The organism is Mesotoga sp. UBA5847, from assembly GCF_002432735.1.
Taxonomy (GTDB): domain Bacteria; phylum Thermotogota; class Thermotogae; order Petrotogales; family Kosmotogaceae; genus Mesotoga.
In genome coordinates this window covers 1-13,432 of record NZ_DJGL01000081.1, presented here as the reverse complement: position 1 = coordinate 13,432, position 13,432 = coordinate 1, and the positions used below count along the sequence as shown (strand labels likewise).

At 45.0% G+C, this 13,432-nt stretch carries 17 protein-coding genes and 2 pseudogenes; 9 read left to right on the top strand and 10 right to left on the bottom strand.

The features are described from left to right. The first annotated feature begins 285 nt into the window (after nucleotides 1-285). Nucleotides 286-654 (top strand): hypothetical protein, encoded by a 369-nt coding sequence (locus B3K91_RS10300; protein WP_214059784.1) that lies wholly within the window; start codon nucleotides 286-288, stop codon nucleotides 652-654. Here B3K91_RS10300 and B3K91_RS10295 read toward each other — a convergent pair. The 3 genes from B3K91_RS10295 to B3K91_RS10285 form a co-directional block, all read right to left on the bottom strand. After that, nucleotides 648-1,742: a hypothetical protein gene (locus B3K91_RS10295; protein WP_214059785.1), complete on the bottom strand. Its 1,095-nt coding sequence runs from the start codon at nucleotides 1,740-1,742 to the stop codon at nucleotides 648-650. The two genes, B3K91_RS10300 and B3K91_RS10295, sit on opposite strands and share 7 nt — an antisense overlap. Nucleotides 1,743-1,958: 216 nt before the next feature. Continuing rightward, nucleotides 1,959-2,489, bottom strand: a complete 531-nt coding sequence (locus tag B3K91_RS10290; protein ID WP_214059786.1) for a class I SAM-dependent methyltransferase — start codon at nucleotides 2,487-2,489, stop codon at nucleotides 1,959-1,961. A gap of 21 nt (nucleotides 2,490-2,510) precedes the next feature. Beyond that, complete coding sequence (locus B3K91_RS10285; RefSeq protein ID WP_214059787.1) at nucleotides 2,511-2,885, bottom strand: hypothetical protein; 375 nt, start codon at nucleotides 2,883-2,885, stop codon at nucleotides 2,511-2,513. A gap of 282 nt (nucleotides 2,886-3,167) precedes the next feature. On the opposite strand from B3K91_RS10285, the gene B3K91_RS10280 reads away from it, so the two are divergent. The 6 genes and pseudogenes from B3K91_RS10280 to B3K91_RS10255 all read left to right on the top strand — a co-directional run bounded on the left by B3K91_RS10280 (nucleotide 3,168) and on the right by B3K91_RS10255 (nucleotide 5,994). Next, nucleotides 3,168-3,440, top strand: coding sequence for a hypothetical protein (locus B3K91_RS10280; RefSeq protein ID WP_214059788.1), 273 nt, complete (start codon nucleotides 3,168-3,170; stop codon nucleotides 3,438-3,440). Continuing rightward, nucleotides 3,437-3,913, top strand: a complete 477-nt coding sequence (locus B3K91_RS10275; protein ID WP_292587886.1) for a hypothetical protein — start codon at nucleotides 3,437-3,439, stop codon at nucleotides 3,911-3,913. The genes B3K91_RS10280 and B3K91_RS10275 overlap by 4 nt, the downstream gene beginning before the upstream one ends. Nucleotides 3,914-4,152: 239 nt before the next feature. Continuing rightward, nucleotides 4,153-4,741: pseudogene (locus B3K91_RS13630) on the top strand (GNAT family N-acetyltransferase). A gap of 301 nt (nucleotides 4,742-5,042) precedes the next feature. After that, nucleotides 5,043-5,255: a hypothetical protein gene (locus B3K91_RS10265; RefSeq protein ID WP_214059969.1), complete on the top strand. Its 213-nt coding sequence runs from the start codon at nucleotides 5,043-5,045 to the stop codon at nucleotides 5,253-5,255. Between the two features lie 256 nt (nucleotides 5,256-5,511). Continuing rightward, entirely contained in the window at nucleotides 5,512-5,811 is a 300-nt protein-coding gene (locus B3K91_RS10260) for a hypothetical protein (protein ID WP_292587882.1), read from the top strand. Between the two features lie 6 nt (nucleotides 5,812-5,817). After that, entirely contained in the window at nucleotides 5,818-5,994 is a 177-nt protein-coding gene (locus tag B3K91_RS10255) for a hypothetical protein (protein ID WP_292587880.1), read from the top strand. Nucleotides 5,995-6,809: 815 nt separating this feature from the next. On the opposite strand, the gene B3K91_RS10250 is transcribed toward B3K91_RS10255, so the two are convergent. The 3 genes from B3K91_RS10250 to B3K91_RS10240 all read right to left on the bottom strand — a co-directional run bounded on the left by B3K91_RS10250 (nucleotide 6,810) and on the right by B3K91_RS10240 (nucleotide 7,997). Next, nucleotides 6,810-6,995, bottom strand: a complete 186-nt coding sequence (locus B3K91_RS10250) for a transcription initiation factor TFIIIB (RefSeq protein ID WP_292587877.1) — start codon at nucleotides 6,993-6,995, stop codon at nucleotides 6,810-6,812. Nucleotides 6,996-7,146: 151 nt separating this feature from the next. Beyond that, on the bottom strand, nucleotides 7,147-7,644 hold the full coding sequence (locus tag B3K91_RS10245; protein ID WP_292587875.1) for a hypothetical protein: 498 nt from the start codon (nucleotides 7,642-7,644) through the stop codon (nucleotides 7,147-7,149). A 134-nt stretch (nucleotides 7,645-7,778) separates the two neighbouring features. Further along, nucleotides 7,779-7,997, bottom strand: coding sequence for a hypothetical protein (locus B3K91_RS10240; RefSeq protein WP_214059971.1), 219 nt, complete (start codon nucleotides 7,995-7,997; stop codon nucleotides 7,779-7,781). Between the two features lie 546 nt (nucleotides 7,998-8,543). On the opposite strand from B3K91_RS10240, the gene B3K91_RS10235 reads away from it, so the two are divergent. Together B3K91_RS10235 and B3K91_RS10230 are read left to right on the top strand one after the other, a co-directional pair. Then, nucleotides 8,544-9,152 (top strand): DUF6305 family protein, encoded by a 609-nt coding sequence (locus B3K91_RS10235; protein WP_214078955.1) that lies wholly within the window; start codon nucleotides 8,544-8,546, stop codon nucleotides 9,150-9,152. A 346-nt stretch (nucleotides 9,153-9,498) separates the two neighbouring features. Further along, nucleotides 9,499-9,960, top strand: coding sequence for a hypothetical protein (locus tag B3K91_RS10230; RefSeq protein ID WP_214059973.1), 462 nt, complete (start codon nucleotides 9,499-9,501; stop codon nucleotides 9,958-9,960). Between the two features lie 103 nt (nucleotides 9,961-10,063). Here B3K91_RS10230 and B3K91_RS10225 read toward each other — a convergent pair whose 3' ends face one another. From B3K91_RS10225 to gldA, 4 genes and pseudogenes are all read right to left on the bottom strand, one after another. Continuing rightward, complete coding sequence (locus B3K91_RS10225; protein ID WP_292594969.1) at nucleotides 10,064-11,983, bottom strand: bifunctional 2',3'-cyclic-nucleotide 2'-phosphodiesterase/3'-nucleotidase; 1,920 nt, start codon at nucleotides 11,981-11,983, stop codon at nucleotides 10,064-10,066. Nucleotides 11,984-12,157: 174 nt separating this feature from the next. Beyond that, entirely contained in the window at nucleotides 12,158-12,727 is a 570-nt protein-coding gene (locus B3K91_RS10220; protein WP_292587869.1) for a GNAT family N-acetyltransferase, read from the bottom strand. Beyond that, nucleotides 12,694-13,083, bottom strand: coding sequence for a hypothetical protein (locus B3K91_RS10215; protein WP_292587866.1), 390 nt, complete (start codon nucleotides 13,081-13,083; stop codon nucleotides 12,694-12,696). Before B3K91_RS10215 ends, B3K91_RS10220 begins: the two co-directional genes overlap by 34 nt. Nucleotides 13,084-13,194: 111 nt before the next feature. Continuing rightward, nucleotides 13,195-13,432 (bottom strand): annotated as a pseudogene (gene gldA, locus B3K91_RS10210) (glycerol dehydrogenase); the annotation flags it as partial.

Here is a 13,432-nt window from a genome sequence, read left to right as displayed (position 1 = left end):
ATTGTCCTCTACTCTTCCAAGGTTAAAGATAACCCTGTGACGACTCTTTCCTTCTTCGTCACGGTAAGATTCAACTAACTGAGCATACGTAAAGTTCTTAGATTTCGTGGGCTTTATAAACACGACTGCCTAATACCATAGAATACCTTCCAAAAGCAAGTAATTGTATAATCATTACTTAAATCCAACTTATCATTAGTTACCACTAAAAAATATAGACAAAAAAATAGCGCCTACGAAACCATGCGGGTTTGAGTCGCTATCTTCTCTGTTTTATGGGTTAAAGTGATAAAGTCAAGAGACAATATCTGCAGAATGGATGTAATAGCCACGCTGATGAAGTCTGCAACAAATGGTAAAACAAGGACAATGACAAGCTCCGCTCTTATACCACAGTTTATCAGCAAGGTGCCTGCTTCAATCCCCTTTTCCTCGTTTACCGAGAGCAACAAAGGACTTCTTCTGGGCGTGAACATTGGAGGTAGCGGCACTATCATAGCCTCTCTGGCTAATCTGATTGCTTATAGAATCTACGTGAAAGATTGGGGCAGAAACCTCAGATACCCCGCAGTATTCACGATTTCGAGTTCCATAACACTTTTCCTAAGCCTCATTTTCGGCTATCTAAGTCTCAAACTTGTTGGGTTTCAATAGCCTGCAATTGAGAGTTCGGTCACATTATAGTCAAGACTGTTTGGGCTCATCTGCTTTGTATAAAGAAGACGACCGGTTTTTCGATCGTAAACGTTTTGATTGGCGTACGTTCCGTTTGTCTGTTGAAGCATCATAACTTCAGTTCCATCTTGAAGCTTGCCAATGTAGCTCACACTGGTTACAACATTCGTGATGGGATCTCGATCGATGTCCTGTACCTTTGTGAGCGAATTAAGGGCTTGAGCAGAAAGCCATATCGGACCGTTCAACTGAGCCACACCGGTTACGGTATGAAATTCCCCCGGAAGGGTTCCGTACTGCATGATTGTCATTTTTACGTAATCCCAGGAAAGCGAGGATGTTACCGGAGTTATCGTAACCTGAGTCTGTGCGGGAGTGGTATATGAGCCGGGTATGTTGATCGTGTAAGTTCCTGAATATGACGTGGTCGTCAATTTCCAGGAGGGCCTTTGAGAGTTGAACCAGGGGAGCTCAACATATCTAGCAGAAAGAAACTCCATTATGTTTTGATGTATATCTGTCCCCGATTGAGCTTGAGTCAGAAGATAAAGAAGAATACCTGAGGCTCGGTCATAAGTATAGACGTGTTTAGCATTTATTCCTCTCGATTCAATCCTGACGGCCTGCACCGTCTGCCCGCCGTATTGAATAGGCATCTCCGCAGCAGTCGTATTATCGCTGTTGAATTTCGACAAGTCGTTGAAAACCGCTGGATTTAACCACAAGTCGGAAACACCCGGTTTCTCTATAGTTCCAAATGAAAGACTGGGATAATAGCCGCCCCTCATCTCCATAAAATAAGTTTGTAAGAGCGCTAAGGATCCTTCTTCCAATGCCACAACATCCATCTGATAGAGGCCTACGCCGGAACCGCCGGTATCCGACAACCCTCCCCCGGGTTTCATCACGGCAGTGCTTACCCTGTAGCTGAGCCTAAGTCCGGGAGCCATCCATTCAAGGGGACTATCCGAGTATTCGGGAAAGATAGCTAGCCAGACGCTATTAGCAAAAACCAAGGAAAACGCAAAAAACGCAACGAATAGTATGCTTGTGATTTTTCTGGTCATTCGACCCACCTCCTGCTTATTAGATTGTACAGCAGTAAAGGTTCGAAAAGCGACAGAGAAGAAGGCAGGAGATAGTAGGGAGACCCGCGGAAGAGTCTTCAACAATTCGTTTGCAACAGCCGATTTCGAGCGACCAGAACTCGCCTAAGAGAAGCCAAGATTCGATACTATGGTCACCTAATGCTTTTAACAGTCGACTTATCGAGCAAGAGTGGATTACTTCGCAATGACAGTGGTAAATTCAATTGTTGTAGAAGTTATCGGAAGCATATCCGGTCTTATGCCAAGAATTCCCGACTGCGGTGTCGGTTCGGCTCTTGCCCGAACGGAGTTTTCAACCCTCGAGTTCCAGCCAGCCTCTTCAAGGCCCCTTACGAATTCTTTCGAGACGTGAAGGCCTCTGTCACTCACATGAGCGAGGTTTGGATCACCGTCTTCAAAGAAGATGCAAAGCGCTATCAGCTTTTTCGAGACACTTCTTACCTCTTTGAAGACTTTCTTGGAATCTTGCATGTTTTGAAACCCTACGGCACTTACGATGACATCTATTGAGTCATCTTTGAGCGGGAGATTTGCTGCATAAGCAATGATTTGAACAACTCTCTCTCCCCAGCCTCTGTAACGCAAGTACTGGAGAAGCCCGAAGCTGCTCGAAGGACTAATATCGACAGCCAAGTATTCTTTTTCGGTAGAAGACAGTAGTTCTTCAAGCAGTCCGCCCATTCCGGTTGCCAGATCGAGGACCAAGCCCTGTTCATTCTTGATCAGTTAAACGGTACGATTGAGGCTCTCGGTCATCGCTTGGTTGTATTCTTCTGTGTAAAGGACCTCTCTCGACGGTCGGAGAAGTCTCTGGAAGTCGTCAAATTCTCCTCGATACCAGAGAGCGGTAGCCTTTATCAATCTGTCAGCCGGAGAAAGCTCATCCTCAGAAGGCTCAAAGAAACGCCTTTCAAGCTCCTCCTGACCGTTCATAAAACCCTTTCCGACCAACACCCATTGATCCTCACCCGACAGAAGGAAATCCAATACTTCCATTCGTTTTCGAAATCTCCGATAACAGGAGGTGCATTCAAAAGCATCTTCATTACTTATGATAGAAGAACCACACCCGGGGCACTGCAGAAGCCTCTTGATGTTCATCTTGGCACCTCCTTGGTGGCAAATAGAAGAGGTTATTTGTGTCTTCATTATAATGTTGAAAAGCCAGAAGAGTCAGAAAGGCTCTCTCAAAAGCTCAAAAAAACCTCTTCAATAGTCATGCTTGATTATTCGGTTAGAAGTTGACAGCTCTGTCTGACTGAGGCAAATAAACGAGACAGTAAATCCTATAATTGTTTGCACGGAATCGATTAGCTATGAAAACTCTGTTCGTCATATGTAATGATTTTACCCAAATGGAGGTGGGGAAACGAAAGCCAGAATATGATTGGCGGTAATCTTTGTGTTTCTGATACCCAGAAGTTTTCTAGGTGCCTGATCCACGAGGAAAAAGACATAGTATTCTATGCTGGAACGAAGATCGGGATTATAAGAATAACACCAGAAGCTACGGAGCTCTTCTCTACTACACAGAACACAGCGCTTTCCATATGGAACAACAACCTCTATGACTATTACAATGAATATTCACTTGTTGATGGAAAGGTAGTCAATCGTTTTTCTTCTACACGAATACATGCAGTTGGATTTGGATGAAAAAGATTGACAACGAGAGAGATACCATGACTTTCTATGATATGAAAAGAAAATCTGCAGGCGAGTTTGGTTTGCTTTACGATACGGATAACCTGCTTCAGAATACGTACGGTATTTTCCTCGACGAAAGAACGTTTGTTCTCTCGACAAACGGACAGGATACGGTTCTTAAATACCTAATGGAAACGGGCGAAATTCTGCCAATTGCCAGATCTGAATACGGAAAGCTCAGCTCCATATACTTTGATCAGGGAGAAAATGAGTACTATATTGCCTTTGCCGAAGAGTTGCCGTCCAACTTAACAGGACTTGTACTGGTAGGAAAAACCATATACTTTACTGCAAACTTTGGAAACGGGCTTTTCAGTTACGGCATAGACGGTGGCAAGCGACACTTCTTACGCCTCTCAATTATCCCACCTCACTGGTTGCAATCTCGTGGTAACAAATCCGTCTCAAAGGTTGTTGCATAATCGAATAGAGAAGTGTTCCGAAAACGGGGAGATGGATCGTTCCTGCTCGAAAAACCCAACTACTCGATTGTGGCTGACCGCTTTAACTCTTTTGAATCCCATTTGGCTGTAAGGTCTGTTTTAGAAGGAAATACAATCGGTCGCGTATATTCGAATGATTTCACAAATCCAAATCTGGCAGTCATATGGCCTCTCACAAATGTTCTATAAGCAGCAGGTGATTACTCAAATTACTTGAGCTGTCCGAATTTCTACAGAAGGAAATCATCCCCGGCTTCAAGAAATGGGGTACTCCAGGTCTGATAATCAGTTTTGATCAATCTTCAGAGTGCAAATACGAGCTCGCTAATCTCTTGGGAGACAAAGTAGATGAGATGCCTAGGAGATATTATAATTCCGTGAAGCTGAGGGAGAGAAAACGGCCACCTACCGGTTTTGAGATCATGACTGTGAAAACAGCGCTGGAGGACAGATCGCTCAAAGGGCAGACCGGCTGGTTCAATGCCTTCTGGCCGGATACTTGCTCCTTTCTGCGCTCAGGAATAGGATACTGCGTGGTGAAGAACAACCAGATAGTCGCTTGGTGTATCACGATATACTCTGGAGAGCGTGGAAATTGGGGCTAGAGACCCAGGGGATTTTCGGGGGCTCGGTCTCGGCTCTCTTACGTCAGCGCTCTGCGTAAGAGATTGCGTTGATAAAGGGCTCAGGCCCGAATGGCACTGCAGAGAGAGCAACTCAGCCTCAATTGGGGTAGCAGAGAAGATAGGATTCTCGGATCCTGTACATTACAAGAGTCTCTTCCTGAATTTGACAAAGGGCTTATAGTATCTATACCCGGTTAGTTTTCCAAGTCGGCCATAAAAGGACCAGTATCTTGACTTACCCTGGCAATTGAACTTCAGCTTAGGCATTGATTCGTTAAGTCTTAAAGAGAACTTATTGACCAACAGAGATGAAGTAGTGAATTGTGATAACATAAACATGAATTTGTGCTAAACTTTATATGAAAGCCACGGGACAATTTCTCACAAGGCCGGATCGTTGAAGCACGGTTCTCATTTAGTAATCACAGCCTTCCACTCTTTCTTCTGGCTCTTTCCGTAACTCGAATAAGGAGGAATGAAATATGTCTTATAAACACTACTATGTTGGTGACAGCGCTATGCACTCTGGGGACTACGAGGTTCACACAAGGGACTGCGTTGAGATGGTGAGGATAAAGTCGAGGACTTACCTTGGCTATTTTGACAACTGTCAGGATGCAGTAAGGAAGGCAAGTGATATCTATCCCAATGTGTGTGGATGCAAGTACTGCTCTCCCGGGTGTCACAGGAGGTAGCCATCGCAACTGCAGGGAAGCAGCAGAGTAATTATGGGTTTGGTTAGTTGAATGAGCAGGTTACGTCAATAACAAGATTGAATGCCTCAAGGGATCTCGTTAAGTTGAGTTTTGGTCTAATTTCACATGCCTGATTTTCCGACTTAATGACTGCGTTATCCTCTTTTCGAGAATGCTACTCATCCTAGAATCGTTTGGATCTTAATTGCTCTTGTGTTCTAAGAGACAATTGTGAACTCTTGGAGGAGAAAGCTATTTGAATGACGAAAGAATGAAGGTCGGAATCGATTTTGCAACTGGGAGAAAACACTTTCAGAGGGTTTTGCGCAGCTACGTCTACAACTGGAAAGAATCTGAACTGGTTGACAGAAAAGAACTAACCCTGAATCTATTTGTTGCGTATGATCTGGACTACAAGAATACAAAGAAGGCAAATTACACCAGGATCAGTTCCAGTGTGAACGAATTACTGTTCTCCAAACACTTCATGGGTCAGAAGGAAGTTGAGGAAGAAAAGAGGGAGCTCATTAAGCGCGGGATTGTCGATTCGGAATAAGCTTCTTTGGTTTTTGGAAAAGGATACGCTTCCCAGAGAAACATCGTTCTTTACACTGCTCTGAAGAATCACATAGATTGCCTTCTCTATCTTGATGATGATGAGTATCCAGTTGCCGTTATGAACAACATGGGTTCCGTTTCGTGGATAGGCCAGCATGTTTTGAAAACGGATTTGAATTAAATTGACCGGGCCGACATCACCTACGGTTATCACTGTGGTTACATTTCGCCGATCCCATTCATAGAGTTTTCGCCAGCGCTACCGGAAGATACGTTCAGACTGTTTATTGAGGCGATAAGTAATGACATAGTTAAGTGGGAGACCCTTAGAAGACTTATAGTACCTGGAGGAGTCTCGTGCGCCGATCCGGACATACTGAACAGTGGTGAAGTCTTTGAAGTTGAAGAGGTAAATCATGCGAAGTTTATCTCAGGATCGAACCTCTGTTTGAATCTTAAGGACCCGAGCAGACTATTTCCCTTCTATAATCCCCCTGGAGCACGAGGCGAAGATACTTTCTTGAGTACCTGCCTGAGTGACAGGAAGGTGCTGAAAGTTCCACGTTACGCCTTTCACAACGCTTTCTCGACATACAACCATGTTTTGATGGGTGTTCTCCCCACAGTCTCAGACCAATAAGAGCCGACTCGAGAGAGATAGTAAGGCGTTTCTACAGGTCCTGTATTGTCCGGATAAGATACAAGCCTCTGCTTCTCTACATAACTAATCGCGATAACTATTCAGAGAAAATCGAAGAGATGAAAATCGACCTTAGGGAAACATTACCTTGCATTTCATCGTACTTTGGTACCGATTCATTCTACAACATTTCCAGAGAGCTGAATAAGTACCATAAGTCCGTTGAGAAACACTACGAACAGTTTGAAAGAGCTAAAGGGGTTTGGTCAAAGATATCTGGTTATCTCCGGGAAGCTTATTAAGGATTGTGAATAGGTATTTGATCTGAAGCTTATATGGAGTTCCCAAAGGAAAAATCAGAACTTCTCGGGTTTTTCTGCATGGAGATCGAAGATATGTCCACATTCTCTGCAGACGCGCACGATTACCTTAGAGCCCATCGAAAGAGGCTTTCCGAAAGGCATTAGCGCTGCATAACCTGACCAGTAACCCTTTCCTATGTCCAGCGAGCCACAGTTTGGGTACTTGTCTGTTCGAATCATCGAATACCTCCAGTAGTCATTTCAAAATTGAAATGATCCAGTATTCCATTAGAACAAATCTAGAACGCTTAAACAATCTTGCGTTGCTGTCAACCGCCAGTTGACTCTAGAGCCATGATGTTACTCAGTTCGCATAAGCATTTCGATTATGTCATGAGCGTCGCATTGTTAGCGCTTGAAAATCATGACCAAAGCGGGGGATAAGCCCTTCATCTTTTTGACGAAATGAAGGCGCGAAAAGAACCACAACTCCTCCTGCAAGCAGGATTGTCCACCCAAGCCAGTGAACTTGCGGTCCGCCGATTATATTCGCTATTTCCTCTCCAGAACTACCGGGAACATTGCTCTGGATAAGCTCTTTAAACTGAGTTCTCAAGGAGTTCTCGTCGGGCAGGTCCTTAATCACGGTAATCAACCTCGCTACTACAACCCCAATCGAAGCAAGCCCGGAAAGAAAGACCATCGATCTCACTTTCACGATTCCCATTATACCTGCAAAGATAGCAATTGCTAGTGTTAGTGCTCCATACAGATCTCCGCCGTTGAAAAAGGTCGCTTCGCTTCCTCCGGGGAAACGTACTATCGGCAGGAACAAACCAGCAATAATCATTGCCGCCCCGATAACTGCGAGAAAGATGCCCTTTTTCACAATCTCCACCTCTTTTCTGATGTCCAACGAGTATTAGACTTTTATCTAGCCTCAGCCAATAATATGGGAATGCCATTCCAAGGTGTTGGATTCTTATCTCATCGGGAGAGCCCTGATTGTGAAAATGTCGGTTATCAGATCGCGACTTCAAGGTTTTCGTTTTCGAATTCGCTCTCCACAAACAGGAACTGCATTACCTTCTCCAGAGGCTGAACATCCTTCGGACTTTCTTCTGGCATCATGTGAACTGAATTCTGAACTACAAGTCTCAGTGGATCAAGGTTACCGAAGTAGAAATCCTTATAGATTCTGCTCCACCAGATCGAGATCTCTGTATAAGAGATTGCTTTCAAAGCCTGTAAAGAACATCTCTACGCAGTCCACGAACTTTCTTTGAATGTCTATTTCTTCAATATATCCGTAGAGTTTCTCACCTGTATTTATCTGAGGGTAGTATATCCGGATTGTGTCTCTGGCCTCATCGAATGTAACTGTAAGTTCCATTTTGACTTTGTTTCGTTCTGTGTGGTGTAGTAATCCGAACTCTTCTCAAGAGCGAAAACTGGTGCCGTCGCAAATAAGGCAAATCCTAACAATACTATCAAACTCTTATATCATATAGACCTCCCAACATCGTTAGATAAATCCGATAAAAGTTGTTCCATTATACAAATTCTCATTTTTCCTAGAGAAGATTAACAAACTCTCTAGAGTGAATGGGCAGAGAATCTTTGGCGAAGACGAACAGTATATAGACCTAGATAGGAGTTGTGTTCTCGTTCAAAAAATGATTAAATTTGATAAAATTGGTCATATTAAGAACTTTGTTTTAGATATCGGAAGGAACAGTTCTTAAGATCGATCTGGTCACAGCTCTTAAATGTTATGGAGGGAAATCTATGAAACCAAAAATATCGGTGCTATTTACAGCCTTACTAGTTGCGTTTCTTATATCACCGCTTTCTGCAGGAAATCTGGAACCTCTAGCAAGAGCCCCGATTATTGCAACGGCGATAGGCGACGGTGCTGCATCAGACGTTCTCGCTCTAGTCTGTGAAATGCACGGAATTGATTACGAGAACATCCTTCAGTTGAAACCCGAAGACTTCACCGAGAGGCTCGACTCGAAGAACGCGCCCGGAACACTTTTTATTGCCCCTGGTGCCATGGTCGAGGGGGATCTATATACCGTATGCGGCGTTGAGGAAATCGATGTCGGTCAGGAGATCTCCAGAATAGAGGAGCTCGTATCGATAGCGAAAGCGCGAGGAGTTCCTGTTGTAGCCATTCATATTGAAGGTGGCTTCACTTCACCAGACAACGATCCGAGGCAGTCCTTCGACTTGCTTATGCCGAAAGCCGACTACATAATTCTGGTATCACCGGAAGGACCGAGTGAGTATTTCTCCGCGCTCTCGGAGGAAACCGACGTTCAGCTGATAGTGGTCGACAAAGCTGAAAGAATTATCGATGCTCTTGATCTCTTATTCTCAATGGGTGGATCTTGATGTAACGCTCGAAACATAGTCTCACATAATCAGTCTTTAAATCTCTTTGATAGCTTCGGATAGAATGAGAGTCCTCATGAGTCTTCTTTAAGAATCAAAGATTGAAGTTCCTTCCAGGATTGATGGTTTCTGGGTGTTGAAATATTCAAGTATATTAAGAAACCCTCACTGTTTATTGACTGAACGATAAGGGCTTTCAATTTGCTGAAAGATTATCATTGCAAAATTAGTTCTTGACCACTTTGCATTCTTCTTGAGTCGATCCAGCTCATTGCCCACCTTTTTGCCAGTGATAGAATTGACACGCGGGAGGAAGGAATAATAACCTCGGAAAGGATGGTTATCTATGGATTCTGAAAAGCTTACGGAGCACGAATGGCACAAAAAGCAGGCGATAGAGAACTTCAACCTTACATGGGACCTTATAGACAAGAAAGACAGAACTGCAGAAGATGACCTTCTTATGATACACACCGCTCACGCATCACGCTTTCACTGGGGTGTGGTGGGTACCCCGATTGAATTTGCGAGGGGCGAGTGGCAAGTGTCCAGGGTTTATTCTTTGCTTAACATGGCAGAGTCAGCTTTGTATCATGGTGAGCTTTCGCTGAAATATTGCACCGACAATGCCATAAGTGGTTTCGATCTTGCCTTTGGCTATGAAGCCGTTGCGAGAGCCTACATGATTGCAGGAAAACGTGACCTTATGGATGAGTACATAAAACTGGCAAGAGAAACAGCCGATTTAATCGAGGAAGAGCAGGACAAGAACTACTTTCTTTCGGAGCTGGAAAGCATCTCTCTCTAGTAGAAATTGAAAGCCGGCTGACTGAAAATGATTCCGAACCAAACGCAGCAGAAAGACAAATAAGAAGGGCCCCTTTCGCGGGGCCCTTTATTCAGAAAGCAAGCTAATTGACTTCCTGCAGAGCTGTCTCTTCAAGGTATTCAGCGAGTTCAAACAGGTCTACTTTGTAGACTCCCCATCCTGCCTCATCAACCTCTAAGAAATCTATTCCGCGAATTGCATTCCTCTCAACGTATCCCTGACCTTCTGGAGAAGATCGATAGAGAAGAGGTCCGGCGGTCTCGATGGGAAGAATCTTCCAGTTGTTCGTGGGGGCGGGATCTACTTCGCCAATATATTGTATGTACTTTATTATTGCCTCCCGGTTTATCTCCGTTGTGGCAAGTATAACGTTATCGGCTACATGTGGGAAATTTCCTCCTCCACTCCCTCGGTAGTTGTTTGTCACCACCAGGAACTCCATTGACGCATTAAGCGGATTGCCTTCGAAAACGGCAGAGACCAACCGTTGACCCACGGGTTTAGTAATGTCGTAAACGTATTCTATTCCTTCAATCACATCGAAGTTGTATTCCCTGAAATCGTAGTTGACTATATGTTGCGGCTCTGCAGACGACGGGTCGATCTGATTGAAGTTACTTGCGGCCGCCTCAAGCCAGTCTTTTATCTGTTTGCCGTTAAGTTTTGCCACATATATAGTATTCGGGTAAATGTAGATGTCAGTAATTGAGCCGATCGAGATGTCTCCTTGAACGTGTGTGAAATATGTCGGGCCCTGTCTGCCGGCAATGAATGGAGCAGCAGCGCTGAGAATTGGGAGCCACTCGTATTCGGAACCGGCAAATTCACGCTCCGCCCACCATATTTGAGCTTCGTTTATGATCTGAGTGACAGGATTGTCCATTATTCTTGAGAAGTAAGACGTTATCTCAGTATCGGTCCAGCCGATGGGAGTTCTTACATACTCAATCGTCGCTTCGTGCTTCGGCCAAACGAGTTCAGCCAGAAGCGGATGAGTTTCGACATCGGCGTCAACGGGAACAAGAGCTGCCGAACCATCTAACACTTCCCACTCTCCCGTATTCCAGTCATAGGCGAGGTCGAGACTTATTACACCTAAGTGTGAACCCCAAGAGCCCGGAAGTACAGTAGGAACACCGAAGATTAGGCCCTTGTCGTTATCGATGCTCTCGATGTCTGCGAAATCCCCAGGGAAATGAGAATGTTGGTGACCAAGAATCATTGCGTCAATACCTTCGATCTGAGCGAGATAATAGGCGGCGTTCTCCTGAGCGTCATAACTGGTTATTTCATCTGTGGAGATTCCCGTGTGGGCAACTGCAATTACGAGGTCTGCCTGGTCTCTGAGGATAGGAATGTACTTTTCTGCTTGTTCGACAATACCCTGTGTGAAGACGTTGCCTTCAAGATGACGTCTTCCCCAGCTCATAATCTGAGGTGGCGTGAAGCCGATCACACCGATCTTGATCGGGATTCCATCGACTTCTCTCTCGAGAATTACGTATGGGTCGGTCAAGAATCCCTTGGGATCATCTGCAAGCCTTATGTTTGCTGATACCCAGGGAAAAATCGAATTGCTTTTCGCGCGTTCAAAGAATTCCAGGCCAAAGTCAGTAACATCGTGATTTCCGACGGAGACTGCATCGTAACCTATGTAGTTGTAGGCACGGACGATGGTCTGGAAGTCGAATCCCTTAAGAGGATTCACATCGGCCTCGTAATCTCCGACAAGGCTTCCCTGAATGAAGTCGCCTGTGTCGAAGAGCAGAGTGTTCGGATTATCACTCCTAAACTGTTCAATTAGCGTGAAAACCTTTGCAAGACCTATACTTTCATTTGGCTTGTCCCCCATGTAGTCGTAGGGCATAATGTATTGATGCATGTCTGTTGTACCCATTATGACAAGGGTATGGACAGTCTTGCCAGCAGCGGAAAACAACGCACTCGAAAAAGCTACCAGAATCAGCAGAACCAGTGACAGAACCTTTCTTCTATCAGGCATCTAACCACTCCTCCTTCACTATACTGGTTGCTTTCTACTATGTGAGTTAATGCAGCAACCGTTTTGGATTATTATTATACAACCAGACCTGACTGTAGGCAAAGAAGTACATTACCTGTTCCAAAGTCCTCTAGAATATTGGCAGGAAATACAGAGTATTGCAGTGGAGAAGTCTTATAACACTTTCAACCAGGGTACGTTTAAGTCACAGATCGTCGAGACTGCCGAGTCATAAAGTGCATTTGCAGCCTCTGAATATCCCCCAACAAATTCTCTCACCGCACCCATTCTCTTTAACCTGCGGAGTCCTTCTGTTAACATTGCCTTTCCCAGACCTCTCTTGTGGTACTCAGGCACAACCCCAACCGGCTCATAATATCCGGTTCTGGTGACGTCATCATACCATATCGTGCAGAAGCCGGCTATCTCGCCGCCGGGAGCAACTGCGACAATATCTAGATCTCTCCTGTACAGGGGTTGCTTCTGGATATTGAGATACCATTCCCAGCCCTCGTAATCTTCGTCCGGCTCGTCAGGATGAAAGGCCCTCCAGGAGGCCCAGCTTCTGGAAGGTAGTTCTTCTGCATTTCCAAGAGAACGGATTTCGAAACCTTTTGAGATCGAGACCTCTGCAATTTGACCTTTCAAGTCTCGTCGATGCTGATGTTCTGGCCAATCTCCTCGCGAATAACCTCTTCTCTTCAAAATCTCTATCCTTCTTCTGTCCTGAGAATTGGCGAACACCCAGAGCCTCTTGACTCCGTCATTCTCGCTAAAAAGGTGCTTCTCCGAGACTTCAAGCATCTCTTCTTCCAGCTCTTCGCAGTCAAAAACGGATGTACCTGAGAATGGACCTCGCCGAACCCCTCGCAGTTGACGGCCGCTACAATCTTCTTGTTGCCGTCTTCCCAGAATATATTATGCCCATTCAGTGAATAGACTTTCAAACAGTTTTTCATCACATGCCAACGCCAGTAGTAGAGTCTAGCAACATGCCAGGAGTACTCGCGCAGTCCATTGTTCGTAAAAACCTTCCTCAGGAACTCTCTCAGCTTCCAGTAATCCTCTTCACTCTCATATCTCCGCATTCTGTTCTCCATTTTCGCCTCTCCACCACAGCAATTTCCAACGTCAATTCTACTATTTCATAGTTAAAGCCGGGCTGATTTATCGGCCCGGCGACTTTGGCTTAATGAGATGTAAACTTGTCTCTATTCCTGCAAGCGGTACTTCCCATACGCGTCCGCTGCCTTGAGAGCAGAGAATACTGTTTCGGGCCTTACCTCAACCAGTTCGTTATGAATCGTCTCGCCTTCTGCGGAGGAAGTCTCCGCGACTTTCATCAGCTGTTCGTATGTAGCGTTCCCCAGCCCGATACCTTCAAGCGTTGTTGGAAGTCCGACTGTTTCACAGAAGTAGAACACTTCATCGATTACAGCGGGATCCTTT